The sequence below is a fragment of the Arthrobacter sp. StoSoilB19 genome (assembly GCF_019977275.1).
GTDB lineage: Bacteria > Actinomycetota > Actinomycetes > Actinomycetales > Micrococcaceae > Arthrobacter.
The window spans coordinates 2,611,005-2,637,811 of sequence record NZ_AP024650.1 but is presented as its reverse complement, the minus strand read 5'-3'; the positions used below and the strand labels follow the sequence as shown (position 1 = coordinate 2,637,811).

The 26,807-nt window shown below is 67.0% G+C and carries 20 protein-coding genes and 2 tRNA genes; 12 read left to right on the top strand and 10 right to left on the bottom strand.

Annotation, left to right across the window (positions count from 1 at the left end):
* Positions 1-53 precede the first annotated feature (53 nt).
* The 3 genes from LDO86_RS12120 to bcp form a co-directional block, all read right to left on the bottom strand.
* The gene (locus LDO86_RS12120) at positions 54-746 is read right to left on the bottom strand and encodes a fasciclin domain-containing protein (protein ID WP_018768346.1); all 693 of its coding nucleotides are present in this window, start codon (positions 744-746) and stop codon (positions 54-56) included.
* A gap of 230 nt (positions 747-976) precedes the next feature.
* Positions 977-1,058 (bottom strand) — tRNA-Leu (locus tag LDO86_RS12115).
* 120 nt (positions 1,059-1,178) lie between these two features.
* Complete coding sequence (gene bcp / locus LDO86_RS12110; protein WP_018768345.1) at positions 1,179-1,652, bottom strand: thioredoxin-dependent thiol peroxidase; 474 nt, start codon at positions 1,650-1,652, stop codon at positions 1,179-1,181.
* A gap of 96 nt (positions 1,653-1,748) precedes the next feature.
* On the opposite strand from bcp, the gene LDO86_RS12105 reads away from it, so the two are divergent.
* The gene (locus LDO86_RS12105; protein WP_018768344.1) at positions 1,749-2,207 is read left to right on the top strand and encodes a MarR family transcriptional regulator; all 459 of its coding nucleotides are present in this window, start codon (positions 1,749-1,751) and stop codon (positions 2,205-2,207) included.
* Between the two features lie 168 nt (positions 2,208-2,375).
* On the opposite strand, the gene LDO86_RS12100 is transcribed toward LDO86_RS12105, so the two are convergent.
* The 3 genes from LDO86_RS12100 to LDO86_RS12090 form a co-directional block, all read right to left on the bottom strand.
* A tRNA-Lys gene (locus LDO86_RS12100) sits at positions 2,376-2,451 on the bottom strand.
* A 114-nt stretch (positions 2,452-2,565) separates the two neighbouring features.
* Positions 2,566-3,696 carry a PQQ-dependent sugar dehydrogenase gene (locus LDO86_RS12095; RefSeq protein ID WP_018768343.1) on the bottom strand — a complete coding sequence of 377 codons (1,131 nt, stop codon included), beginning with the start codon at positions 3,694-3,696 and terminating at the stop codon, positions 2,566-2,568.
* A 55-nt stretch (positions 3,697-3,751) separates the two neighbouring features.
* The gene (locus tag LDO86_RS12090; RefSeq protein WP_026265625.1) at positions 3,752-4,948 is read right to left on the bottom strand and encodes a hypothetical protein; all 1,197 of its coding nucleotides are present in this window, start codon (positions 4,946-4,948) and stop codon (positions 3,752-3,754) included.
* 261 nt (positions 4,949-5,209) lie between these two features.
* Between LDO86_RS12090 and ilvD the strand changes: the two genes are divergently transcribed.
* The 8 genes from ilvD (at position 5,210) to metG (ending at position 17,916) form a co-directional block, all read left to right on the top strand.
* Positions 5,210-6,928, top strand: coding sequence for a dihydroxy-acid dehydratase (ilvD, locus tag LDO86_RS12085; RefSeq protein WP_018768342.1), 1,719 nt, complete (start codon positions 5,210-5,212; stop codon positions 6,926-6,928).
* A 376-nt stretch (positions 6,929-7,304) separates the two neighbouring features.
* Positions 7,305-9,212, top strand: a complete 1,908-nt coding sequence (locus LDO86_RS12080; protein ID WP_018768341.1) for an acetolactate synthase large subunit — start codon at positions 7,305-7,307, stop codon at positions 9,210-9,212.
* 2 nt (positions 9,213-9,214) lie between these two features.
* Positions 9,215-9,727 (top strand): acetolactate synthase small subunit, encoded by a 513-nt coding sequence (ilvN, locus tag LDO86_RS12075; protein WP_018768340.1) that lies wholly within the window; start codon positions 9,215-9,217, stop codon positions 9,725-9,727.
* A gap of 83 nt (positions 9,728-9,810) precedes the next feature.
* Entirely contained in the window at positions 9,811-10,836 is a 1,026-nt protein-coding gene (ilvC, locus tag LDO86_RS12070) for a ketol-acid reductoisomerase (protein WP_026265624.1), read from the top strand.
* A 125-nt stretch (positions 10,837-10,961) separates the two neighbouring features.
* The gene (serA, locus tag LDO86_RS12065; RefSeq protein ID WP_018768338.1) at positions 10,962-12,551 is read left to right on the top strand and encodes a phosphoglycerate dehydrogenase; all 1,590 of its coding nucleotides are present in this window, start codon (positions 10,962-10,964) and stop codon (positions 12,549-12,551) included.
* A gap of 218 nt (positions 12,552-12,769) precedes the next feature.
* Complete coding sequence (locus LDO86_RS12060) at positions 12,770-15,568, top strand: FtsX-like permease family protein (RefSeq protein WP_018768337.1); 2,799 nt, start codon at positions 12,770-12,772, stop codon at positions 15,566-15,568.
* Positions 15,565-16,320: an ATP-binding cassette domain-containing protein gene (locus LDO86_RS12055; RefSeq protein WP_018768336.1), complete on the top strand. Its 756-nt coding sequence runs from the start codon at positions 15,565-15,567 to the stop codon at positions 16,318-16,320. The genes LDO86_RS12060 and LDO86_RS12055 overlap by 4 nt, the downstream gene beginning before the upstream one ends.
* Positions 16,321-16,356: 36 nt before the next feature.
* A complete protein-coding gene (gene metG / locus LDO86_RS12050; protein WP_018768335.1) occupies positions 16,357-17,916 on the top strand; it encodes a methionine--tRNA ligase in 1,560 nt (519 codons plus the stop codon).
* Between the two features lie 88 nt (positions 17,917-18,004).
* Here metG and LDO86_RS12045 read toward each other — a convergent pair whose 3' ends face one another.
* The 4 genes from LDO86_RS12045 to LDO86_RS12030 form a co-directional block, all read right to left on the bottom strand.
* Positions 18,005-20,539, bottom strand: coding sequence for an FtsX family ABC transporter permease (locus LDO86_RS12045; protein ID WP_224083996.1), 2,535 nt, complete (start codon positions 20,537-20,539; stop codon positions 18,005-18,007).
* A 2-nt stretch (positions 20,540-20,541) separates the two neighbouring features.
* Complete coding sequence (locus tag LDO86_RS12040) at positions 20,542-21,318, bottom strand: ABC transporter ATP-binding protein (RefSeq protein ID WP_134163869.1); 777 nt, start codon at positions 21,316-21,318, stop codon at positions 20,542-20,544.
* A gap of 101 nt (positions 21,319-21,419) precedes the next feature.
* Positions 21,420-22,148: a response regulator transcription factor gene (locus LDO86_RS12035; protein ID WP_196804743.1), complete on the bottom strand. Its 729-nt coding sequence runs from the start codon at positions 22,146-22,148 to the stop codon at positions 21,420-21,422.
* 2 nt (positions 22,149-22,150) lie between these two features.
* Positions 22,151-23,344 (bottom strand): histidine kinase, encoded by a 1,194-nt coding sequence (locus LDO86_RS12030; protein WP_018768330.1) that lies wholly within the window; start codon positions 23,342-23,344, stop codon positions 22,151-22,153.
* A 150-nt stretch (positions 23,345-23,494) separates the two neighbouring features.
* Between LDO86_RS12030 and LDO86_RS12025 the strand changes: the two genes are divergently transcribed.
* The 3 genes from LDO86_RS12025 to LDO86_RS12015 all read left to right on the top strand — a co-directional run bounded on the left by LDO86_RS12025 (position 23,495) and on the right by LDO86_RS12015 (position 26,802).
* Complete coding sequence (locus LDO86_RS12025) at positions 23,495-24,547, top strand: 3-isopropylmalate dehydrogenase (RefSeq protein ID WP_018768329.1); 1,053 nt, start codon at positions 23,495-23,497, stop codon at positions 24,545-24,547.
* A gap of 104 nt (positions 24,548-24,651) precedes the next feature.
* A complete protein-coding gene (locus LDO86_RS12020) occupies positions 24,652-25,764 on the top strand; it encodes a branched-chain amino acid aminotransferase (RefSeq protein WP_018768328.1) in 1,113 nt (370 codons plus the stop codon).
* Positions 25,765-25,980: 216 nt separating this feature from the next.
* Entirely contained in the window at positions 25,981-26,802 is an 822-nt protein-coding gene (locus LDO86_RS12015; protein ID WP_018768327.1) for an MBL fold metallo-hydrolase, read from the top strand.
* Positions 26,803-26,807 lie beyond the last annotated feature (5 nt).

The window sequence follows — 26,807 nt, the reverse complement described above, 5'->3', positions numbered from 1 at the left end:
CGGGCCCGCTCGTTGCAGCGGGCCCGGCCTTGGTCATGTGGGGAAGAGAGGGCTTACTTGGGCATGAGGACGGAGTCGACCAGGTAGACGGTCGCATTCTTGGTCTTGACGCCGCCGCAGACCACGTTGGCGTTGTCCACCTTGAGGTTGTCGCCGCTGCCGGTGACGGTGACGGAGCCGCCCTGGACCGTGGCGTGCGTGCCGGCAATCTTGTCCGGGGTGATCTGGCCGGGAACCACGTGGTAGGTCAGGATCTTGCTGAGCAGCGCATCGTCCGTCTTCAGGGTCTCGATCGTGGCGGCGTCGATCTTCTTGAAGGCGTCGTCCACCGGCGCGAAGACGGTGAATTCGCCGCCGTTGAGCGTGTCAACCAGGTCCACCTTGGGGTTCAGCTTGCCGGAGACTGCAGCGGTGAGCGTGGTCAGGATCGGGTTGTTGGAGGCGGCGACGGCCACCGGGTCCAGGGCCATGCCCTCCACCGAGCCCGCACCGGTGGGAACCTGCTTGGCGTAGGCGGCGCAGCCTGGGCCAACCAGGTTTGCGGCCGGGTCCATCATGCCGGCCGAGGAGCTGGCCGACGCACTGGCGGACGGGGACGCCATGCTGGAGCTGGGGGAGGATGTCATCGGCGCCGACGACGCCGACGAACCGGAGGTGCTGCCGGAACCGCCACATGCGGTGAGGCTGAGCAGAGCGGCCGCTGCAACGCCTGCGACGGTGAAAGTTGTGCGCTTGAAGGTCTGCATTTCAGTTCTCCTTGGATCGTTTTGCCTGCCGCCCCGGATGGGATGTCCGCGACCTGCAGTTTGCCTTGGGGTAAGCACCTGCCCTTGGCTGGTGTCTCAATGGCTATTCGGCCGTTGGGCAGTGGTGGATGGGTGATCTTTGGAGTTTTTCGATTTGAGGCACTAATCCGGCCCAAGCACCGTCATGCCTTTAACGCAAAATCCCCCGGCCGAAGCCGGGGGATCCCAGGTGCGCAAGGGGGGACTTGAACCCCCACGCCCGAAGGCACAGGAACCTAAATCCTGCGTGTCTGCCAATTTCACCACTCGCGCGCGGTTTCCTGCCGGGAACCCTGAAGGTTCGACGGCGGATGCCAGTGTCCATTGTAGCGTTGCCCGGGTACGTGGCTGGGAGGGTGCCTGGACAACTGACAGGGGCGGTTGCCTGCGGGGTCAGTTGTCCAGATTGAGGTCCCGCCGCAGTTTGGCGACGTGTCCCGTGGCGCGGACGTTGTATTGGGCAAGGGAAACGTTGCCAGAGGGGTCCACGACGATTGTGGAGCGGATAAGGCCCTGGTACGTCTTGCCGTAGTTCTTCTTTTCGCCCCAGGCGCCGTAAGCCTCGGCCACCGCGTGGTCCGCGTCGGAGAGCAGGGGGAACGTCAGCGACTCGTTGGCAGCGAACTTGGCCAGTTTTTCAACCGGGTCGGGGGAGATGCCAAGGACGTCGAAGCCGGAGGCCTGCAGCGACGCAAGGCTGTCCCGGAAGTCGCAGGCTTCCTTGGTACAGCCGGGCGTGGAGGCGGCCGGGTAGAAATACACAATGGTGGAGCGGCCGGGCCGGGGAGCCAGGCTGACGTCCTTGCCGGTCGAATCCTGAAGAGTGAAAGCGGGTGCTTTGTCGCCGGTAACGAGTCTTTCAGCCATTGTTTTTCTCCTTGTCGCGGGCGGGACACAACAGCCTAGTAAGCACGTGGGGCGAGTGCTAATCGGCATTTGGCTATACTTGCTGCTATGCCTGATATGGATCACTGGCCCACAGGGCGCCTCCTGTCCACTGCTGCGCGCCTCGTTGAACACTCCTGGAACGAAAAACTTGGCGCCATCGGACTCACCCACGCCGGTGTTATCGCCATCGAGGTCCTTGCCGCGCAAGGACCCATGACACAGGCGCAGCTTGCCCAGTATGTCCGTGTCCAGGCCCAGACCATGGGCAAGACACTCAGCCGGCTTGAGTCCCACGGCCACATCGTCCGGGTCCGCAGCACCTCGGACCGCAGGAGCCACGTCGTGTCGCTCACCGAGCAGGGCAAGGAAGCCGTTGCCCAGGCGGTGGAGATGGAGCGCTCCGTGCTGGCATCGGCGTCGATCGACCCCGAACTGCTGCGCCAGGAACTCAAGGCCGTAGTGCGCGAACTGGCCAGCCAGTTCTCCACCACGCCCAGCAACGCGGGCGACCTGGTGGACAACGCCGCCAAGTAGCAGTTGGCCCCGCAGGCCGTTTAAGGAAAAGCGCGGTCCCGGCATGGAAAAGCCGGGACCGCGCTTTTTTGGTGCCCGACTGCAGGGTGCCCGTTCCGGACGCCGTGAAGCCCTAAAACAAAACAGCCTCCGGTTTGTGTTTCCACAAACCGGAGGCTGTTTTCCCAGTGGTGCACCCCCCGGGACTTGAACCCGGAACCCATTGATTAAGAGTCAATTGCTCTGCCAATTGAGCTAGAGGTGCATCTTTTTTGCTTCCATCCCCGGGCTTTTTCTTTCCCGTTGATCTCCGCAACGACATGAAACTCTACACGAACTTTTGGTGCAAGTGAAATCGGCCCGGGTGGCGGTGCGTGAATCACTGGAATGGGCGCAAAACCAGCACGAAATCAGGGTTTTCGTTGTTCGTCAGCAGCCACAAACCTCCCTGCGGGGTCCGAATCACGTCGCGGATCCGGCCGTATCCGCCTGTGAAATAGGCCACAGGGGTGCCCGCCTCTGTCCCGTTGAGCGGCACCGTCCACAGGCGCTGCCCCCGGAGGGCACCCAGATAGGCAACGCCCCCGGCTATCTCCAGTCCGCTGGGTGAAGAATCGCTCGTCGACGGCCACACCACTTTCGCATCCTGGAACTCCGCCCGGTGCGGTGCGCCGGTGACCAGCGGCCAGCCGTAGTTGGCGCCCGGCATAATCAGGTTCAGTTCGTCGTCCACCTCGGGTCCAAACTCGCTGGCCCACAGCCTGCCGGCGTCATCCCAGGCCAGGCCCTGGACGTTCCGGTGGCCCAGGCTGTAGGTGGCGTTGCCGAACGGGTTGCCCGGGGCGGGGCTGCCGTCGGGCGTAAGCCGAAGAATTTTTCCGCCCAGGGCGTTGGGGTCCTGCGGCTGCCCGCGGCGCTGGGCGTCGCCGGTGCCCACGTACAGGAGGCCGTCCGGGCCAAAGCGGATCCTGCCGCCGTTGTGGGTGGTGGCCTTTGGGATTCCTGTAAACACAACCTGGGGCTGGCCGAGCGCCAGGGAACCATCGCCATTGGCCTTGACGGTAAACCGGATGATGCGGTTGTCCTCCTGTGCGGTCAGGTAGGTGTACAGCAGGTGGTCCGTGGCGAAGTGCGGGGACAGTGCCAGGCCAAGCAGGCCCCCTTCCCCGGCGGGGACCACGCCCGGGATTTTGCCAAGCGTTGTGGCTTTTCCTTCCCGGACGGCCTTCAGGAGCGCTGTGTCCCGCTCGGAGATGATGGCGGTGCCGTCCGGAAGGAAGACCGCCGCCCAAGGGATGCTCAGCTGCAGGTCCAGCCGTTCCTGCACCGCCGGTACGGGGGCAGAAGAAGCGGAAGGGGCAGGGGCGGTAGAGAGTGGGGGAACAACGACGGCGGTTTCCGGCGGGGTGCCGCGGCTTGCCGTGCCTGTGGCCGGTGCAGGCGGCCCGGGGGTCCCCGTGCAGGCGGCAAGCGCCAGGGACAGGGCCAGCGCCAGGCACGATGCCAGCACCTTGGATGAGTCCAGGCAAGGAAGGCCCGCCGCAACGCGGCGGGCCTTCCTCCTCTTAGAGCCGTTTGCGCCGGGGCGCGCGGAAGCCGGCGGCCTCCGCGTGTGCGGCAGATTCAAACCAGACTTCCGCCCGGGTCTGCTCATAGTCGGGATGTCCTTCTTCGTAGTAGACCATCGCGGCGGCATCGCCCTTCACGGTGTAGTCCGCCGGTCCGCTCCCATCGGGGCCCGGCGCGGCCGAACCTGCGCCATAGGGCTCATCTGCTGCGAGGTGTCCGGCCGGCTCGACGGCAGCCATACCCTGTGCCTGGGCGCCCTGGGCGCCCTGGGCGTGCCCGCCTTGTGGCGGCGCGCCCTGCCCGGCCGCTGCCACGTCCTGCCCGGCCGCGGGCACACCCTGCCCGGCCGCGGGCACACTCTGGTCCTGGCCGGAGGGCTGGTGGTGATCCGCCCCGTTCTCTACCAGGGCGGAGGACTGGGTGCGGTCCAGTGTTTCGGCCGCTGCGGCCTGTCCCTCGGTGCCATCGGCGGCTGGCGGCACGGCCGGCTCCTGGTGGGCCGGTGATGCGGACGTGTCGGCGTGGTGCCGTGGCGCGTGCCCGCCGGCCGGCCGCGCTGGCGCCGCGCCGCCGTCGTCCGTGCCTTCCAGTGCAGCCGTTTCAGCGCCGGGAAGCGTGGGGGCGTGCGGTGCCGTGTACTCGTCATGGTGGACCGGGCGGGTCGCCGGGGGTGAAGCCTGCCCGGACGGCGCCCCGGCGGGAGCTCCGGCCTGTGCCGGCTGTTCCGCGGGAGTTCCGGCTGCACCTGCGGCGGAGGAGCCTGACCCGGAGCCGGCCTCGGACCACTGGGTTTCCCACTCGGCCTGGTCTGCCGCCTGGTTCTGTGCCTGGTCCTGGCTGCGACCGTCCCCGTCCTCTGTGCTGCCGGGTGACGTGCTGCGGGGCGACGTGCCGCCTGCCGGAGTGCCGGTGCTGGATGCAGCGGCGGAATCAGCCGGTTCCTCAGCGGTGGGAAGGACGGCCGGTTCGGCGGGCTTTCCGAACCCCGCCGCCGTGGGGATGCCGGTGGTGCCCGCAGCCTGGGCGGAGGCTGCGGCACTGCCGCCTTCGAGCGCTCCATCGGTCCGGACCCTGTCCGTCCCTGCCCCCGCCGATGATCCGCCGCGCTGATTGGCGGACCTGCTGCGGTTCACCAGCCAGCCGATGATGATGATGACGATAACGACGAGAATGATCCAGAAAACAATGTCCATGGCAGGCCTTTCGGTCCAAGTGGCTCGGTGTCCTGTCCCCGACGCTACGTCGGGTCACCACTGCTGTCCAGAGATCCCGCGCCACGCCGGGGGAGTCATGGCCGTGAAGCTCCTGCGGCCGGCCGGGACCCGGCATGCGCTGCGCTGCGTCTCGAAATATGAGACGAACGTCCACTATTTGACAACCATTTCCGTGCCTTTTGGCCCAACCTCTGCGCAGACTGTCGTTTCCGCGACGGTCTGCGCCCTAGACTTTCCCCTATGAGTGACGCCCAGACCGCCTCCGAGACCACGCCTGACATCAAACCCCGCAGCCGCGTCGTGACCGACGGGATCCATGCGGCCCCCGCGCGCGGCATGTTCCGGGCGGTCGGGATGGGCGATGACGACTTCGCCAAGCCGCAGGTGGGCGTGGCGAGTTCATGGAATGAGATCACCCCCTGCAACCTCTCACTGAACCGGCTTGCGCAGGGCGCCAAGGAAGGCGTCCACGCAGGTGGCGGGTTCCCCATGCAGTTCGGCACCATCTCCGTCTCCGACGGCATCTCGATGGGCCACGAGGGCATGCACTTCTCCCTGGTTTCACGCGAGGTCATCGCCGACTCCGTTGAGACCGTCATGCAGGCGGAACGGATCGACGGTTCGGTCCTCCTGGCCGGCTGCGACAAGTCCCTGCCCGGCATGCTGATGGCGGCGGCCCGACTGGACCTTGCCAGCGTGTTCCTCTACGCCGGCTCCATCATGCCCGGCTGGGTCAAGCTCGAGGACGGCTCCGAGAAGGAAGTCACCCTCATTGACGCCTTCGAAGCCGTCGGCGCATGCGCGGCCGGCAAGATGAGCATGGAGGACCTCACCCGCATCGAAAAGGCCATCTGCCCCGGCGAAGGCGCATGCGGCGGGATGTACACGGCCAACACCATGGCCTGCATCGGCGAGGCCCTGGGCATGTCCCTGCCCGGCTCGGCCGCACCGCCCTCGGCAGACCGCCGTCGTGATGAGTTCGCCCGCAAGTCCGGCGAAGCCGTGGTCAACCTCCTGCGCAAGGGCATCACGGCCCGCGACATCATGACCAGGCAGGCCTTCGAGAACGCCATCGCCGTCACGATGGCCTTCGGCGGCTCCACCAACGCCGTCCTGCACCTGCTGGCCATTGCCCGCGAAGCCGAGGTTGAGCTCACCCTTGACGACTTCAACCGCATCGGCGACAGGATCCCGCACCTGGGCGACCTGAAGCCTTTCGGCCGCTACGTGATGACCGACGTCGACAGGATCGGCGGCGTGCCGGTGATCATGAAAGCCCTGCTCGACGCCGGCCTGCTCCACGGCGACTGCCTCACCGTCACGGGCAAGACCGTTGCGGAAAACCTGGAAGCGATCAACCCGCCGGACGTGGACGGAAAGATCCTCCGCGCTTTGGACAATCCCATCCACAAGACCGGCGGCATCACCATCCTTCACGGCTCCATGGCGCCCGAAGGCGCCGTCGTCAAGAGTGCCGGATTCGACGCCGATGTCTTCGAGGGAACCGCCCGCGTGTTCGAGCGCGAACAGGGCGCCCTGGACGCGCTGGACAACGGCAAGATCCAGGCGGGCGACGTCGTCGTGATCCGCTACGAAGGACCCAAGGGCGGCCCCGGCATGCGCGAAATGCTCGCAATCACCGGCGCCATCAAGGGGGCAGGCCTGGGCAAGGACGTCCTGCTGCTCACCGACGGCCGGTTCTCCGGCGGCACCACCGGCCTGTGCATCGGCCACGTTGCCCCGGAAGCGGTCGACGGCGGCCCCATCGCCTTCGTGAAGGACGGTGACAGGATCCGGGTGGACATCGCCGCCCGCAGCTTCGACCTGCTGGTGGACGACGCAGAACTGGAAGCCCGGAAGGTGGGCTGGGAGCCGCTCCCTGCCCGCTACACCAAGGGCGTGCTCGCCAAGTACGCCAAGCTGGTGCACAGCGCCAGCCAGGGCGCCTACACCGGCTGACGGGTGATCCCTTCCCAAGTGATGCGGCGCGGCCGCCGCATCACTTGGGGCCCTCGGGATCCCCCTTATTAAGCCCTGCCGCCTGTGCGGTTGGGTTTCGGTCGGTCCTTCCGAGATAGGATCAAAGAGTGGACAATGGGGTCCACATGGTGAGATAGGGTTGTCGCTCGTTGACACCTGTCTCACCGAGAGGGAAGACTGAACGCATGACTTTCGTTACCGCCGGCACCGTCGTCGTCTTTACCAAGCGCGTGGCACATTAGCCTCCACTGGTAACGAACCGTCACGCGCGAAACCCCTCACAGAGCCACCCGGCTGAGGGGTTTTTTTATTTCCCTCAGCCAGAAACCACAGAAGATCCACAAGGAAGAGTCCGATGAGCAAAGGATCGCCCATCAGCCCCTCGCTGATGGCCACCAAGTCCGCTGGAGCCGCCAAGGCTCCGGAACGCGCCGACCGGACGGCTGACCACGCCGCCGTCGTCGCCGACCTTGCTGCCGTCTCTCCTGTCCTTGGGCCGAACAACGTCGTACCCCCGACGGTGATGACCGGCTCGCAAGCAATCGTCCGCTCGCTCGAAGAACTCGGCGTCGACGACATTTTCGGTTTGCCGGGTGGCGCGATCCTGCCCACCTACGACCCCTTGATGGCCTCCACCATGAACCACGTGCTGGTCCGTCACGAACAGGGAGCCGGCCACGCCGCGCAAGGCTACGCCATGGTCACCGGGCGGGTTGGCGTCTGCATCGCCACCTCGGGTCCCGGGGCCACCAACCTCGTTACCGCCATCATGGATGCCCACATGGACTCCGTGCCGCTGGTGGCCATCACCGGCCAGGTGTCCAGCGGCGTCATCGGCACCGACGCCTTCCAGGAAGCCGACATCGTGGGCATCACCATGCCCATCACCAAGCACTCCTTCCTGGTGACCGACCCCAACGACATCCCGCACGTCATGGCCGAAGCCTTCCACCTGGCTTCCACCGGCCGTCCGGGCCCTGTGCTTGTCGACGTCGCCAAGGACGCCCAGGTGGGCCAGATGACGTTCTCCTGGCCGCCGAAGATCGACCTGCCCGGCTACCGGCCGGTCACCCGCGGCCACAACAAGCAGGTCCGCGAGGCGGCCAAGCTCATTGCGGCGTCCACCAAGCCGGTACTGTACGTGGGCGGCGGCGTGGTCAAGGCACACGCGTCAGCTGAACTGCTTGCACTCGCCGAAGCAACCGGGGCACCTGTCGTCACCACCCTGATGGCCAAGGGCGCATTCCCGGATTCGCACCCGCAGCACGTGGGCATGCCCGGCATGCATGGCACCGTTTCCGCCGTCACGGCCCTGCAGCAGTCCGACCTGCTGATCACCCTCGGAGCCCGCTTCGATGACCGCGTGACCGGCGTGCTGAAGACCTTCGCGCCCAACGCCAAAGTCATCCATGCGGACATCGACCCGGCCGAGATCTCCAAGAACCGCACCGCCGATGTGCCCATTGTGGGGTCCGTCAAGGAGATCATCCCGGAACTGACCGAGGCCGTACGCAGCCAGTTCGAGGCCTCCGGCGCCCCTGACCTGACCACCTGGTGGGCCTTCCTTAACAACCTCAAGGAAACCTATCCGCTGGGCTGGACGGAGCCTGACGACGGCCTCATCGCACCGCAGAAGGTCATCCAGCGGATCGGCGCCCTGACCGGGCCCGAAGGCGTTTACGTGGCCGGCGTGGGCCAGCACCAGATGTGGGCTGCCCAGTTCATCAAGTACGAGCGCCCCCACGCATGGCTGAACTCCGGCGGCGCGGGAACCATGGGCTACGCCGTACCGGCGGCCATGGGCGCCAAGGTGGGCGAGCCGGACCGGGTGGTCTGGGCCATCGACGGCGACGGCTGCTTCCAGATGACCAACCAGGAACTGGCCACCTGCGCCATCAACAAGATCCCCATCAAGGTTGCTGTCATCAACAACTCCTCGCTGGGCATGGTGCGCCAGTGGCAGACCCTCTTCTACGAGGGCCGCTACTCCAACACCGACCTCAACACCGGCCACGACACCGTCCGCATCCCGGACTTCGTCAAGCTGGGGGAGGCCTACGGCTGTGCCTCGTTCCGCTGCGAACGCGACGAGGACATTGACGCCACCATCCAAAAAGCCCTCGAAATCAACGACCGCCCCGTGGTTATCGACTTCGTGGTGAGCCCCAACTCCATGGTGTGGCCGATGGTGCCCGCCGGCGTGAGCAACGACCAGATCCAGGTTGCCCGCAACATGACCCCGGAATGGGAAGAGGAAGACTGAGCATGAGCCGCCACACACTCTCCGTCCTGGTTGAGGACAAGCCCGGCGTCCTGACTCGCGTGGCCAGCCTGTTCGCCCGCCGCGCCTTCAACATCAACTCCCTGGCCGTTGGCCCCACCGAAGTGCCGGGCGTATCCCGCATGACGGTGGTGGTCGACGCCGACGGCGACCTCATCGAGCAGGTCACCAAGCAGCTCAACAAACTGATCAACGTCATCAAGATCGTTGAGCTGACCCCAGAATCTTCCGTACAGCGCGACCACATCCTGGTCAAAGTACGTGCGGATGCCGCAACACGTCTGCAGGTAACCCAGGCCGCAGACCTGTTCCGTGCCTCAGTGGTCGACGTCTCCACCGACTCCGTCGTCATTGAGGCCACCGGCCACCCCGAAAAGCTCACGGCACTGCTTTCAGTGCTGGAGCCCTTCGGCATCCGCGAAATTGTGCAGTCCGGCACCCTGGCCGTTGGACGGGGATCCCGCTCCATGAGTGACCGGGCGCTCCGCTCCGCCTAGGCACCTGCCCAAGGCGGGCCCCGCGCCCGTAACCGCAGCACCGCAAGACCACTATCTACAACCACTCAAGAGGAGTTACGCAAGTGACTGAAATGTTCTACGACGACGACGCCGATCTGTCGATCATCCAGGGCCGCAAGGTTGCCATCGTTGGCTACGGTTCCCAGGGCCACGCCCACGCGCTCAACCTGCGCGATTCCGGCGTCGAGGTCGTCATCGCCCTGAAGGACGGCTCCAAGTCGACCGCCAAGGCGCAGGATGCAGGCTTCACGGTCAAGAACGTTGCCGACGCCGCCGAATGGGCTGACGTCATCATGATCCTGGCGCCGGACCAGCACCAGCGCGCGATCTACAACGACTCCATCAAGGACAAGCTGACCCCCGGCAAGGCACTGGCGTTCGCCCACGGCTTCAACATCCGCTTCGGCTACATCCAGGCACCGGAAGGCGTTGACGTCATCCTGGTGGCCCCGAAGGCTCCGGGCCACACCGTGCGCCGCGAGTTCGAGGCCGGCCGCGGCATCCCGGACATCATCGCCGTCGAGCAGGACGCGTCCGGCAACGCCTGGGAGCTGGCCAAGTCCTACGCCAAGGCCATCGGCGGCACCCGCGCGGGCGTCATCAAGACCACCTTCACCGAAGAGACCGAAACGGACCTCTTCGGCGAGCAGGCTGTCCTCTGCGGCGGCGTTTCCCAGCTGATCCAGTACGGCTTCGAGACCCTCACCGAGGCCGGCTACCAGCCGCAGATCGCCTACTTCGAGGTGCTGCACGAGCTCAAGCTCATCGTCGACCTCATGTGGGAGGGCGGCATCGCCAAGCAGCGCTGGAGCGTCTCGGACACCGCAGAATACGGCGACTACGTCTCCGGCCCGCGCGTCATCACCCCCCAGGTGAAGGAAAACATGAAGGCCGTCCTGGCCGACATCCAGTCCGGTGCCTTCGCCAAGCGCTTCATCGAGGACCAGGACAACGGCGGCGTGGAGTTCAAGGAACTGCGTGCCAAGGCCGAGCAGCACCCCATCGAGGCTGTCGGCCGCGAACTGCGCTCCCTGTTCTCCTGGCAGCAGCAGGACGTCGACTACGTGGAAGGCTCCGCAGCCCGCTAAGGCTGCCAGCCCAACCACATAGACCGCAACGGTGAGGCCGGGTTCACACTTAACAATGTGAGCCCGGCCTTTCCGTCGGCCTAGACTTGTTTCCATCCCCAGGACTGCAACGCAGAGGATCAGCCGTGTCAAAACCCGTAGTACTGCTCGCCGAAGAACTTTCCCCCGCCACCGTCGAGGCCCTTGGCCCGGACTTTGAAATCCGCCAGACCGACGGTGCCGACCGTTCCCAGCTGCTTTCTGCGATCAGTGACGTAGACGCCATCCTGGTCCGCTCCGCCACCCAGGTTGACGCCGAAGCCATCGCTGCGGCCAAGAACCTGAAGGTCATTGCCCGTGCCGGCGTGGGGCTGGACAACGTGGACATCAAGGCCGCCACCCAGGCCGGCGTCATGGTGGTCAACGCGCCCACGTCCAACATCGTGTCCGCCGCTGAACTCACCGTGGGCCACATCCTGAGCCTGGCCCGCCACATCCCGCAGGCCAGCGCCGCCCTCAAGGACGGCGAATGGAAGCGCTCCAAGTACACCGGCATCGAGCTGTTCGAAAAGAAGATCGGCATCATCGGCCTGGGCCGGATCGGTGCCCTGGTGGCAGCCCGCCTGAAGGGCTTCGACACCAAGATCCTTGCCTACGACCCCTACATCACCTCCGCCCGCGCCGCGCAGCTGGGCGTGCAGCTGGTGACCCTGGACGAACTCCTGGCCCAGTCGGACTTCATCACCATCCACATGCCCAAGACGCCCGAGACGGTGGGCATGCTGGGCGCTGACGCGTTCAAGAAGATGAAGAGCACCGCCTACGTGGTCAACGTGGCCCGCGGTGGCCTGGTGGACGAGGAAGCCCTCTTCACCGCCCTCCAGGACGGCGAGATCGCCGGCGCCGGCGTGGACGTCTTCGCCAAGGAGCCCAGCACCGACCTGCCGTTCTTCAAGCTCGACAACGTGGTGGTGACCCCGCACCTGGGCGCCTCCACCGACGAAGCCCAGGAGAAGGCCGGCGTCTCCGTGGCCAAGTCCGTCCGCCTCGCCCTCGCCGGCGAGCTGGTGCCGGATGCCGTCAACGTTGCCGGCGGCGTCATTGCCCCCGACGTCCGCCCCGGCATCCCGCTGATCGAGAAGCTGGGCCGCATCTTCACCGCGCTGACCCACGCCTCCCTGACCCAGTTCGACGTCGAGGTGGCCGGCGAAATCTCCTCACTCGACGTCAAGGTCCTGGAACTGGCCGCGCTGAAGGGTATCTTCGCCGACGTCGTGACCGAACAGGTGTCCTATGTCAACGCCCCGGTGATCGCCGAGCAGCGCGGCATCAACGTCCGCCTGATCACCACGCCGGAGACCGAGTCCTACCGCAACGTCCTGACCCTGCGCGGCGCCCTCAGCGACGGCAGCCAGATCTCCGTGGCCGGCACCCTGACCGGTCCCAAGCAGATCGAGAAGCTGGTGGGCATCAACGGCTTCGAGGTTGAGATCCCCATCAGCGAGCACCTCGTGGTGGTTGCCTACACCGACCGCCCCGGCGTGATCGGAACCATCGGCCACATCCTGGGCATGAACAACATCAACATCGCCGGCATGCAGGTGGCGCGTTCCAACGAGGGCGGCCAGGTCCTTGCCCTGCTGACCATCGACAGCTCTGTGCCGCAGCAGGTGCTGGACGCCATCAAGGCAGGCATCGGCGCTGAGATGGTCCGGGAAGTGGACCTGGAAGACTAACGCGACACACCGGCCGAAACGCCGCTGCCGCCCCTCCGCAAGGCTTCGTCCACTGCGGAGCCACGTATGATTGGCCGGTCTGCTTACAATGGCTTGGTCCTGATTCAGGACCGTAGCCGGCAGACCGGCCAATACCTTTTGCACATCCGTCCGTCATTGTCCACGTCTGCCCGGGCGGATGGAAGTGTGCGCACGCAATCCAGGTTTCAGGGAGTTCCATGAACGCCGTCCAGAGGTTCATCAGAAGCAGGGTGCTGCTGTTGACCGCGGCCATCTTGATCGCAGCCATGTGCTTGTCGGTCCTCGTTCAAAGCCAGTCACAGGCTGCGCTCAACCGCACGGTTGATGAAAACTCGAGGGGGCTCTACGACATCCTGGTCCAGGCCAAGGCACCCTCCGGGGCCCTCCTGCAGCCCGAGATCGCCAACGGCGCCGGCGGCATCGGCTTCGACCAGCTGGACTCCATCCGGAAGCTGTCCGGCACGTCCGTGGCGGCCCCCATCAGCCTGGTCTCGCGGGTCACCCAGAACCTTGAGACGCCCCGGCTCGACGCCATGGACTACCTCGGCTACAACGCCGGGCTGGCCGGCACCGCCACCGCGGACCAGGCGGCGGGTGCCACCTCACCGGACAAGTGGCCGGCCGCTGAATCGGTCCTGACCGATGCCGCCAAGAAGTACCGGCTGACCGCCAGCGCAGTGAGCTCTGACGGCAACTCGGAGCAGACCCTCTTCAAGACCACCGCCGAGGGCACGCTGGGCAAGGCCCGGCTCGTGGAGGAAAAGGCCCAGGGCGGCAGCAGCATCCGCATCGCCCCGGCGGCGGGGGAGACCGGCATCAAATTCCCCGCCCCCGCCGGCGGCTCCGAGCACAATCTCTTCAACCTTTCCGTCGCCCTCCCGCTGGCTCCCGAGGTCACCGAATCCGTGGTGGCAGTGGACCCGGCCGCTGAACGGGCCCTGCTGGGCTCCGCGGGCGACTTCCTGGCCCCGTTGGAGAAGGCCCCGCCCGCCGACGCACGCGACGCGGGCGCCGTGGGCCGCTACCTGGAAGGCCTCTTCACCAACGGCATCAGCATGGACCAACTCAAGGAAGGTCCGGACTTCCTGGGCGTCAAGCTCAAGTACTGGGCTCCGCTGATGACCCAGTACCAGCAGGCCAAGCGCACCGGCCAGCTGACCAGCGGCTCGCAGGCCGTCCCGCTGATCGTGCGTTCCGGAACATCCCTGGACCTGAAGTACAACGTCAAGATCGAGGAGATTGACGACGCCGGCAAGGTAGTCAAGGACGTCGGCACCGTGTCGAAGTCCCTGGGCAAGGATTACCTGCCGTTCGTCTCGAAGGACCCGTTCGTTTTGTCATGGCCGGGCTCCACGGACCACTCGTCGCTGCTGGGCAACAACGGCAACTTCAACGCGGGCCTGTACACCCCGGCAAAGTGGAGCACCAACTTCGCCGGCGCCCCCAAATACAACGACAGTGACACAGCGGCCAACGGTGCCGTGGACAAGACCGCTGTTCCCGGCGAATGGGTCACCGTCAACCGCCTTCCTGACAAGGCCGCCAACGGCGCGCCCGTTGACCAGACCCAGCGGAACCCGGTGGACGAGCGGTCCTACCGGGACAACCTGTCCACCGGCCAGCAGCAGGCGGCAACGCCGTTGCCCATGGTGTACGGCACGTTCGACCCCGCCGCTGTCGAGGCGGCCTCCGGGGACGTCAACAAGCTCCCGCTGGGCGGCTACGACCCCACGCCGTTCACGCTGGTCAAGGATGCTGCCGGCAAGGATGTTCCCGCAGCAGACCTGAAGCCCTCGTTGAGCGCCACCGGGCTGGCCAGCCAGTCCGCCGGTGCCATCACCGACTACTACGGACTCGCAGCAGCGCGCGGCTACAAGCAGAACGCCGCCGTCATCGACGCCGTGCGCGTCCGCGCCAAGGCGCCGGGCAGCTGGAAGGACGCCCAGCCCGAGGTGGAGAAGCTCGCCGCCGAGATCAGGGACATGGGCCTGGACGCCACCGTGGTGGCCGGTTCGGCGCGTGAGGACACCAGCATCTTCGTTCCCGGCTACTCCAAGGACGGAGCCGGCAAGGAGTCCGCCCTGGGCACCGTCCAGCAGTCCTGGGTCCGGCAGAACGCTGCCGAAGCCGTGGCCGGAGCACTGTCCGGAACGAACATCACGCTGCTGTTCCTCACCCTGTGCGGCGCCGCCCTGCTGACGGGGGCCTCCACCGTGAGCTACATCCGGAAACGGCGCAGCGAGGCAGGAACCCTGCGGGCCATGGGCTGGACCCAGCGGCGGATCCGCAGCTGGGTACTTGAGGAATTCGGCGTCGGGGCCGTACTGCTCGCCGCCGCCGGCATCGTGCTGAGCCTGGTGAGCTGGAGCCTTGCCACCGCACTGGTGTGCGCCGCCGTCCTGGTCCTGTACTGCGGCGCGGCCCTCTTCGCCGCGCAGCAGCTCCGCCACCGCGACGTGATCGACCAGGAGCCGCAGCACGACGAACGGCTCATCCCGGTGGATTCGCCGCTGACCTTCGCCAACCGGCAGCTGAGCACCAACAAGTTCAACACGTTGTCCCTGGCGGTTGCGGTCGGCGTCTTCGGTGCCGCCGTCGGCGGGCTGATCGCCCTGCTGATCGACATCCCGCGGGCAGCGGGTGCAAGCGCGCTGAGCGGCCTGGCGGCGGCCAGCGTCACCCTGCCGAGCATCCTGCTGGCGCTTGCGGGGGTGGCCGTGGGACTGGTGCTCACCCTGGTGACAGGCCGCTTCGAGCTCAACGCCAAGCGGCAATACCTTGGCATCCTCCAGGCGATGGGCTGGAACCCTGACATGCTCCGCCAGGTCCGTTTGTTCGAGAACGCACTGGTGGGAACCGTGGCCCTGCCGCTGGGCGTGCTGGGCGCCCTGGGCATCGGCCTGCTGCTGGCACCCTACGCGGCCATCTGGGCCGCCGTAGCCGGCCTGGTGGCTGTAATTTGCTGGATACCTATTGCAACGAAAGTGGTCCAATGACAAACCCGACGAACCTCCAGCGCAGCCGCAGGAGCGGCTCCAACGAGGTCCCCCTGCAGACCCGGGCCAACACCATCGTCAAGTCGGCCGACCACGCCACCCCGCTGGAGATGCGCGACATCACCATCCGCTATGGCGGTGGAAAGGGCGGCGCCGAGGCCGTGAGCGTGGTGGAAGGCTTCGACCTGACCCTGCACGCCGGCGAAATGCACTGTGTGGCCGGCCGAAGCGGCTCCGGCAAGACCAGCATCCTGACCGTCGGCGCGGGACTCACCCTGCCGACGTCGGGCCGCGTTTTCTGGGAAGGCGATTCGCTCGAAAGCATGGGCGACGACGAAATCGCCGACCGCCGTCGTGCACTGATCGGTTATGTGGACCAGGGCGGTGCCCTGATCGACGGCATGAGCGCACTGGAGAACGTGCTCCTGCCTGCCGTTCCGGACGGCGAAGTGGACCAGCGGCGCGACATGGCCAAGGACCTCCTGGACCTGGTGGGCCTTGGCCGGCGGATGCGGCACCGTCCCGCCCAGCTGTCCGGCGGTGAACGGCAGCGCGTGGCGATCGCCCGCGCCCTGATCCTGGGCACCAGGGTCCTGGTGGTGGACGAGCCCACCGCCAGCCTGGACCGTGCCTCTGCCAACCGCATTATCAGTATCCTGAAGGACACCACCTCTGACGGGATCGCCGTCCTGGTGGCCTCCCACGACCACGAACTGGTCCGGCTGAGCGATACCCTGACAGAACTGATCTAGCCCCGCCCACTCCGCACTGAAGGTAACCGTCCGAACGTGACTGCTCCAGAAAAAACGCCGTTCTACATCACCACGGCCATCACCTACCCCAACGGTGTGCCGCACATCGGTCATGCCTACGAGTACATAGCCACCGACGCCATGGCGCGCTTCAAGCGGCTGGACGGTTATGACGTGATGTTCCTGACCGGCACGGACGAGCACGGCATGAAGATTGCCCAGACCGCGGAGAAGGAGGGCGTCACGCCCAAGGAGCTGGTGGACCGGAACGCGGAGGTCTACATGGCCGCGCACGCCGCGCTGGGCATCAGCTACGACCGCTTCATCCGCACCACGGACGAGGACCACTACGCTGCCTCGCAGGCCATCTGGAAGAAGATGGAAGCGAACGGGGACATCTACCTCTCCAAGTACGAGGGCTGGTACTCCGTCCGGGACGAAGCCTTCTATGGCGAGGATGACACCGTGGTCAAGGACGACGGCGTGCGCTACTCGAAAGAGACGGACACTGAGGTGACGTGGACGGCGGAGGAGAGCTACTTCTTCCGGCTGTCCGCCTACCAGGACAAACTGCTGGCACTGTATGAATCCCACCCGGAATTCGGCGCGCCGCAGTACCGGTTCAACGAGGTCATCAGCTTCGTCAAGCGCGGGCTGGAGGATCTGTCCATCAGCCGGACCACGTTCGACTGGGGCGTTCCCGTGCCCGGCAACGACAAGCACGTCATGTATGTCTGGGTGGACGCGCTGACCAACTACCTCACGGGCGTCGGTTACCCGGATGTGGACTCGGACAAGTTCCGGAAGTACTGGCCCGCCGACGTCCACATCATCGGCAAGGACATCTCCCGGTTCCACGCCATCTACTGGCCCGCCTTCCTGATGAGCGCAGGGCTGGATCTGCCCAAGCGGGTCATGATCCACGGGTTCCTGCACAACAACGGGGTCAAGATGTCCAAGTCCCTGGGCAACGTGGTGGCTCCTGCCGATTTCGTTGCCCGCTATGGGCTGGACCAGGTGCGGTTCTTCTTCCTCCGCGAAGTCCCGTTCGGGGCCGATGGCAGCTACAACCATGAGGCCATCGTGGGGCGCATGAACGCGGACTTGGCGAACAACTTCGGCAACCTCGCACAGCGGTCGCTGTCCATGGTGGCGAAGAACTGCGGCGCCTCGGTTCCCACCCCCGGAGAGTTCACGGCTGCGGACCAGGCCATCCTTGACCAGGCCAACGGCCTGCTGGACGCCGCCCGCGCCGCCTTCGACAAGCAGGAATTCAGCCGCGCCCTGGAAGCTGTCTGGGGCGTGCTGCACCACACCAACGCCTACTTCGCCGATCAGGCGCCCTGGGTCCTGCGGAAGACCGACGTCGAACGCATGAACACCGTCCTGTACGTGACCCTGGAGGTCCTGCGGATCGTGGCCATCCTGGCCCAGCCGGTCATGCCCAACGCCACGGCCAAGCTCCTGGACGCCCTGGGCCAGGCAGAAGGTGAAGCCCGCCAGTTCGCCGCCATCGCCAGCCCGATCGTCCCGGGAACGGCACTGCCGGCTCCCACTCCTGTGTTCCCCAAGTTCGAGGAACCGGCCGAAGCCTGAGGTTCCGGCGCACGAAAGGGCAGGTGAGGCGGACTTCCGCGCCACCTGCCCTTTCCCGTTCCGGCGCCCTGGCCCGGCCGTCGGCGGGCTATGCGGCGGCAAGCCCCTGGACAGGCGACAGCCGTGCCGCACGCCGGGCAGGAATGACCGACGCCAGCAGGCCGGCGACCACGGCCACGGCCAGTACCCCCAACAACTGCAGCCAAGGGACGGAGGGTGTGACCTCGGCCAGGCTGCCGAGGGCGGACCGCGCCCCCAGCCAGCCATAGACGCTGCCCAGGACAGCACCAATCACTGCGGCGACGCCGGCCACCAGGGCTGCCTCAAGGGCCAGCATGCCCCGCAGCTGGCCTTTGGTAAGGCCCAGCGCCCGGAGCAGGGAGTTCTCCCTGGTCCGTTCGAGCACGGACAGCGACAGTGTATTGGCCACGCCGATCAGCGCGATCAGCACCGCCACCCCCAATAGGCCCGTGACCACTAGGAGCAGTACGTCGATGACCTCATTGAAGGTGACCCGCTCTATGGCGGCGCCGCTGACCGCACCCGCGGACACGCCTGCTGCCTGGGCAACAGCGGACTGGATGTCCTTGATCCGGTCTGCGGACAGCGGTGCGCCGCCGGGAGCGTCCGCCAGGCGCAGCCAGACGGCACTGGCCGCGGGGCCGGTGCCATCGGTCCGCGCACTGTCTGTTGGGGCAACGCCACTGCCCGTCAGGCCCGACTGGCGGGCGGTGTCGGTGGACACCAGGGCCGGGATGTTGCGGGTCCGCAGCACCACGGCTTCCAAGGTGGCCCGTCCGGCGGCGCCGTTGACCTCAACGGATCCGGCCGGGGAGCCTTCGGGCAGGTAGATCCTGCCCGGTTCAAGGGTAATAGTGGTGTCGCGGAGCAGCCGGCCGGCCTCCGCCGCGTCGAGGGCATAGACGGGGCTGTCCATGCCTTCGCCGGCCATGGTGCCTGCTACCGGCAGCAAGGCCGCAGTAGCGACGCCGTCGATCCGTGCTACTGCGTCACGCTCGAGGGCTGTCAGTGCACCCCCGGTGATGGCCATATCCACGGGGTAGGTACCGGCGAGGGCGTCATCAAACGCCTGGCGGGCAGTGGCAGCCCCGGTCATCATGAGGGACACCAGCGTGACGCCGATCAGGAGGGCGGCAGCGGTGACGGAAGTCCGGGCCGGGTTGCGGACGGCATTGAGTGCGGCCAGCTTCCCGGGGACGCCGGCAGGGGAGGCCAACCGTCCCGCCAGGCCCACCAGCTGCGGGACGAACAGGGTGGCGCAGAGCAGGACTCCGACGAAGGAGAGCACGCCGCCGGCGAAGGCCACCACCAGCATCACGCCCGCGGCGCCGAGGGCCAGCAACGGAATACCAAGGGCAAGGGCGGCAAGGCCCAGCACCAGTCGCACTCGGCCGCGCCGGTTCCCGATTCCGGCATCGTCAGCCGGCCGCAGGGCAGCAAGCGGAGCCACGGCCGTGGCAGCTTTCGCGGGAACCAGGGCGGCGCCCAGGGTCAGGAATGTGCCTACTGCCAGCCCCGCAATGACGGACGACGACGGGACGGCCATGGTGGCAAACGCCATGTCCGGCTGCGTCCCGGCCCAGCCGATCAGGGCAGCCATCAGGGCGACGGCGGCGAGCACACCAGCCGCAGAGGACACCAGGCCCACCACCAGGGCTTCGGCCAGGACCGAGTTGCGTACCTGGCTCCGGCACGCCCCCAGGCACCTGAGCAGCGCCAGTTCCCTGGTGCGTTGGGCCACCAGCACCGCGAAGGTGTTGGTCACCACCAGGCCGGAGACAATCAGGGCGACCCCGGCGAACGCCAGCAGGATGATTGTCAGTTCATCCTGGCCTCCGGTCATCATCGCCACCTGGGCGGTGACCTGTTCGTCTGCTGTTTTGACCTGCGCGCCGGCGCCGACGCCGGTGAGCGCCGCCAGCACGTTCTTGCTGGTTGTGGCGGCGTCGATGCCTGAAGCCAGGGCCAACTGGATGGTCCCGTAGCCGGCGCCGGCGCCGGTACCACCTTGCGGGTCCCGGGCACCGGCTGCCAGGGCACTGACGGCCGGTGTCCCGGCGACGATCTGCGGGAGGGCAGAGGTGAAGGGGTCGTTGCTGCCGCGAAGGATCCCGGTGACGGTCATGGCCACGGTTGTGGCGCCGCCGGGGGCCCTGAGGGTCAGGGAGTCGCCGATGCGCAGCCCGTAGCGGGCGGCGGCAGCCCCGTCCACCGCAACGCCGTCAGCACTCTCCGGGAGGGCGCCGTAGGTCACGGCCGCGGTTTCCAAGGCCATCGGCGCCAGGTTCCGGGCCTGCGCAAACACCTCCTGGCCGCCGGCGGTGAACTCGGTGTACGCCTCCATCCGGCCATAGGCCTCGGTCACGCCAGGTACCGCACGGACTGCTGCCAGGGCGGCATCGTTGAAGGTTCCCGTGTCCGGGGTGGCGATGAGGCCGGCCTTGCTGTAGGCCTCTCCGAGGCTGGCACCCAGCGAAGCACGGGTACTCGCCCCCATCATCAGGGTGGTGGACAGGAACGCCACTGACAGCATCACCGCCAGGCCGACGGCAATGAACCGGCGGCTGTGGGACTGGAATTGCGAGAAGGCAACGCGCAGCACGATCAGCCTCCCAGCTTGCCGAGGGCAGCGAGGACGGACCCGGCGGTGGGCTCGGCGATCTCGCCCACCAGACCGCCGTCACTCATCAGGACCACGCGGTCGGCGTAGCTGGCCGCCACCGGATCGTGGGTGACCATGATGATCGTCTGGCCCATTTCCCGGCTGCTGCGGCGCAGCAGTGCCAGGACCTCGCCGCCGGCGGTCGAATCAAGGTTGCCGGTAGGTTCGTCCCCGAACACCACGTCGGGCCGGGTCAGCAGGGCCCGGGCCACGGCCACCCGCTGCTGTTGACCGCCGGAGAGCTCGTGCGGCCGGTGCCGGAGCCTGTCCTTAAGGCCAAGCGTGGCCACCACTGTGTCGAACCAGGCGGCGTCGGTGGCCTTGTTTGCCAGTGCCAGCGGCAGCGTGATGTTCTGTTCGGCTGTCAGCGTCGGCACGAGGTTAAAGGCCTGGAAGACAAATCCGATCCTGTCGCGGCGAAGAGTGGTGAGCTGCTTGTCGTTCAGGGCCGTGATGTCCGTCCCGCCCACCAGGATCCGTCCGGAGTCCGCGGTGTCCAGGCCGGCGAGGCAGTGCATCAGGGTGGACTTTCCGGAGCCGGAAGGGCCCATTATTGCGGTGAAGCGGCCGGCATCGAATGTGACGCTGACCTCACGCAGGGCGCTGACGCGGGTGGCGCCGCGGCCGTACGTCTTGGCCAGGGAGAGGGCCTGCACGGCGGGAGCGGAGGTGATGTTTTGCCTGTTCAAAGCAGTATGGGCATGCGCGGAAGTTGTCATGTTTCCACGCTATGGCCGCACCCGGCGCCCGGGGATCGGCCGGTGGTCTGGTCCTGCCGGGGCCGGCCTCATACCCAGGTCTGAGACCACCGCGCCAGGCGTCAGCCCCCGGGAGTGACCACCCCGGTCTCGTAGGCGAGCACGACTGCCTGGACCCGGTCCCGTGCCCCAAGCTTGGCCAGGATGTGCCCTACATGCGTTTTGACGGTTGCTTCGGAGACAAACAGGTCTGCCGCGATCTCAGGGTTGGATCGCCCTTGTGCCATGAGGGTGAACACTTCGCGCTCGCGGGCTGTGAGCCGTTCGACGGCCTCGTGGTCCTCGGGCCGTTCGTTGCCGTGCGCGCGCAGCAGCGGAGCTACGTGGTCCAGGAGCCGGCGGGTGGTGGAGGGGGCGATGACGGCGTCCCCGCGGTGCACCGTGCGGATGGCTTCCAGCAGTTCCTCCGGCGGGGCGTCCTTCAGGAGGAAACCGCTGGCGCCGGCTTCGATTGCCGCCAGTGCGTACTCGTCCAGATCGAAGGTCGTGAGCACCACGACGCGAAGTTCAGCCCTGGCTGACCCGGCGGGGGCGGAAGCGGCGCGTTCGATAAGCCTGCGGGTGGCCTCGATGCCGTCCATTCCCGGCATGCGCACGTCCATCAGGACGACGTCGGCGGCTGCTGCTCCGAGGGCCTGGAGTGCCTCGAGCCCGTTCCCGGCCTCGACCACGACGTCAAGGTCCGGCTGGGAGTTGATCAGCATTCTGAATCCCGACCGCACCAGTTGCTGGTCATCGACCAGCGCCACTCGGATCGGAGCGGTTGTGTCACGGTCTAGTGGCAAAGTCATGCTCAAGCCTCGGTGTAGGGAAGGAAGGCCGAAACCTGGAAGCCCCCGCCCGCGGCCGGGCGGGCCGCCAACGAACCATCGTAAAGGCTGATCCGTTCCCGCATGCCCCGCAGCCCGTTACCGCCGTCTTCCCCGGCACCCACCGCCGGATGGGCAGCAGCGCCCCGGCCGTCGTCGTGCACTTCGAGCTGCAGCCCGCGTGGCTGCCACCGCACCAAAACCCGGGCCCGGGCCCGCGGACCTGCATGCTTGAGGACGTTCGTCAGGGATTCCTGGAGGACCCGGTATGCCGTGAGTTCGGCGCCCGGAGGCAGGGTGCGCCGCGGCGATCCCAGCTGTTCGACGTCCAGCGGCAGGCCGGCCGAACGGAACCCCAGGAACAGCTCATCGAGGTCCACAAGTCCGGGCAACGGGCGGGTGGTGGACTCATCGCCGTGCCGCAGCACACCCAGCAGTCGGCGCATTTCCGCCAACGATTCCCGTGCCGTGGCGGCGACGGTGGCCAGCGTTTCCGTGGCCACGGCAGGGTTGGCTGCCGCGGCGTATCGTGCACCGTCGGACTGGGTGATGATCACGGACAGGGAATGCGCCACGATGTCGTGCATCTCACGGGCAATGTGGGCGCGTTCATCGGCGGCGGCCAGGGAGCGTTCCTGCTGTTGTTCGGTTTCGAGCCGACGGGCACGGTCCGCGAGGGTCTGCAGCTGCTGACGGCGGACGCGTGTCAAGTCCCCGAGGGTCCAACTGAACAACACCAGCATCCAGATCAGTACGGTGTACACGGCACTGATGGTGAGGCCCAGCACGCCCGTTTGGGCCGTGCTGCTGAGGTTTCGGGTGGTCAGCAGCACGCCGCCCAGCAGGCCCAGGCCAAGGACCGACCGGCTGGCCCAGGCAGGACCGTAGGCGGCAACGGCATAGATGATCAGCGGAACAGCCATCAATCCCGCCAGGGGCTCCAGCCCGGACGCCCACAACGCCAGAGATGCCAGCACAATGGCGCCCGCCGCGGGCACCGGCCGGGTGCGTCGCCATGCCAGCGGCACCACCAGTGCGCTCGACAGCACGAAGTGCCAGGGTCGGTCCGCGATGAGGTACACCGGGCCGCAGAAAAGCAGGAGCGCCAGCATGAGGACCAGGTCCACCCGGAAGGTGTTGACCCGGAGCCAGTGATAAGCCTTGTGCCGTAATTCCACCCCGAAACTCTATGCTGATGCGGTGGCGGGTGCCTCATGCCTGGGGCTGATCGCTGTACACGTCCGGGACTCCAACGCCGCCGACGGACCCGGTGTCCGGAATATGGGACGGCTTGACCAGCATATGGATGGTCTGGCTACCCTGAAGACATGAGCGCATCCTCCATCGATCTTGCAGTTATTCCCGGCGACGGCATCGGCCCCGAGGTCATTGCCGAGGCCCTTAAAGTCCTGGAAAAGGCTGTTGCGGCGGAGGGCGTGGAGCTCAAGCCCACGCATTACGAACTCGGCGCCGAGCACTGGCTTCGCACCGGCGAGACCCTGCCGGACGACGTCCTGGCCGACCTGAAGACCCGCGACGCCATCCTCTTCGGCGCGGTGGGCGCCGCCCCCGGCGACACCCGGATCCCGTCCGGCATCATCGAGCGTGAGCTGCTCCTCAAGCTCCGGTTCAGCCTGGACCACTACGTCAACCTGCGGCCTTCCCGGCTTTACGGCACCGTCGGCAGCCCCCTGGCCAACCCCGGCACCATCGACTTCATCGTGGTCCGCGAAGGCACTGAAGGGCCCTACGTCGGGAACGGCGGCACCCTGCGTGCGGGCACCCCGCACGAGGTAGCCACCGAAGTTTCCCTGAACACCGCCCACGGCGTGGAGCGCGTGGTCCGTGACGCCTTCCGACGCGCCAGCGCACGGGAACGCAAGCACGTCACCCTGGTGCACAAGCACAACGTCCTGGTCTTCGCCGGCCACCTCTGGAAGCGCACCGTCGAAGCCGTCGCCCAGGAATTCCCGGACGTCACGCACGACTACCTGCACGTGGACGCCGCCACGATCTTCATGGTCACGGACCCGTCCCGCTTCGATGTCATCGTCACGGACAATCTGTTCGGCGACATCATCACCGACCTCGCCGCTGCCATCACCGGCGGCATCGGCCTGGCCGCCTCCGGCAACATCAACATGGACCGCACGGCGCCGTCCATGTTCGAACCGGTCCACGGTTCCGCGCCGGACATCGCCGGCCAAGGCAAGGCAGATCCCACCGCGGCGATCCTCTCCGCGGCCCTCCTGCTGGACCACCTGGGCTACACGGACGCCGCCCGCAGGATTGAAGCTGCCGTGGTTGCCGACGTCGAAAAGCGTGACGGCACCGCACGCAGCACCACGGCCGTGGGCGACGCCATCACCGCCGGCCTTTAGCCCGCGCCGGGGCATCCGGCATCGGGCGTAAGCTTGTCTCGAATCACCAAATGCCGCCCCGCCGTTCAGCGCTGAACGAGGTGGCGGCCGATCGTGGAGGAACCATGACCCAGACCGCCCATGGCGTCGAATTCACCCGGCAGCCTTCGGCCAACCCGAAGTCCGCCGAAGAGCGTGCAGCCATCCTGGCAAACCCGGGATTCGGCAACTACTTCACCGACCACACCGCCATCGTGGACTACAGCGTGGACGCGGACGGCAACGGCGGCTGGCACGATGCCCGGATCGAACCCTACGGTCCGATCGTCCTGGATCCTTCCGCCGCCGTCTTCCACTACGGCCAGGAGATCTTCGAAGGGTTGAAGGCCTACCGCCACGCGGACGGGTCCATCTGGACCTTCCGCCCGGAGGCGAACGCGGCGCGGCTGAACAAATCCGCCCGCCGGCTGGCCCTTCCGGAACTGCCGGCCGAATACTTCCTCGGCGCCATCCGCGAACTGGTGGCAGTGGACAAGGAGTGGGTCCCCTCCGGCGACGGCGAGGCCCTGTACCTGCGGCCGTTCATGATCGCCACCGAGGCCTTCCTGGGCGTCCGCGCCGCCCGCGAGGTGTCCTTCCGGGTGATCGCCTCGCCTGCCGGCAACTACTTCGGCGGCGAGCTCAAGCCCGTGTCCATCTGGATCTCCCGGCAGTATGCCCGCGCCGGCCGTGGCGGCACCGGCGACGCCAAGTGCGGCGGCAACTACGCGGCTTCGCTGATCGCGCAGCAGGAGGCCGAGGCCAACGGGTGCAAGCAGGTCCTGTTCCTTGACCAGGCCAACGACAACGCCGTGGAAGAACTGGGCGGCATGAACGTGTTCTTCGTCATGAAGGACGGCTCGCTGGTAACGCCCGCGCTCACCGGGACCATCCTGGAAGGCGTCACCCGGATGTCCGTCATCCAGGTGGCCAAGGACATGGGCCGCGAGGTTTCCGAGCGGAAGATCACCCTTGACGAGTGGCGTGACGGCGTGGCCTCCGGTGACATCACCGAAGTGTTCGCCTGCGGCACGGCAGCCGTCATCACTCCCATCGGAGTCCTCAAGGACGCCACCGAGTTCATCGGTTCCGAGGACGCCAAGGCGGGGGAGACCACCATGGCCATCCGCGAAAAGCTCTTGGGCATCCAGACGGGCACGGAGCCGGACACCCACGGCTGGCTGACCCGCCTGGCATAGCCTGGCAGTTTTCAATGTACGACGGCGCCTGCCGGACTTGGGTCCGGCAGGCGCCGTCCTGCGTTCCGGCCAACAGGCATTCCTGGGCTGGTTCGCAGATCCTGACCTTGAAGGCGTGGTTGTGCGAACAAGCTGCTGACTGTTGCGGGGTGGATGCCGGCACACCGACGCGCTGCGGGGCTGGGGTGGGGCAGCGCCGGATGCAAGGATGGACCGGTGACTTCAGTTTCCGGCCCCCGGCTGCAGCGCAGCTCCGGGCTCACACAGTTCATCCTGGCACCCAACCCCGGCCCCATGAGCCTGGACGGCACCAACTCCTACCTCGTGCGTGCCCCCGGCCATTCCTCCGTGGTGGTCGTGGATCCCGGTCCCCGGGACGAAACGCACCTGAACGCACTGGCCGGGACCGCCGCCGTCGAACTGATTTTGGTGACCCACCGGCACGCGGACCATACGGCGGGTTCCGCCCGCCTGCATGAACTGACGGGCGCGCCGGTCCGGGCGGCGGATCCCGGCCACTGCCACGGCGGGGGAGTGCCGCTGGTCCATGGAGAGGTGATTCAGGCCGCAGGGCTGGAGATCGTCGTCCTGGCCACGCCCGGCCACACCTCAGACTCCGTCTGTTTCCACCTGCCTGCGGACGGGGACCATGGATCGGTGCTGACGGGCGACACCGTCCTTGGCCGCGGCACCACCGTCCTGGATTATCCGGACGGCACGCTGGGCGACTACCTGGCATCCCTGGACCGGCTCGAAGCGCTGGGGCCCGCAACCGTCCTCCCGGCCCACGGCCCGGTGCTGCCCTCCCTTGAAGCCATCGCACGGGACTACCGGACACACCGGGAAGAACGGCTGGCGCAGATCCGCGCCGCGCTGGACCGGCTGGGCCAGGATGCAGCCGCGGGGGAAGTGGCCGACGCCGTCTATTCCGACGTCGAGCCTTCCGTGCGGCGTGCCGCCGAGCTGTCCGTGGCCGCGCAGCTGTCCTACCTGCGCGGCGGCGGCAGCGCGGGCCAGGCGGCACCGGCGGGACGGTAGGGTAG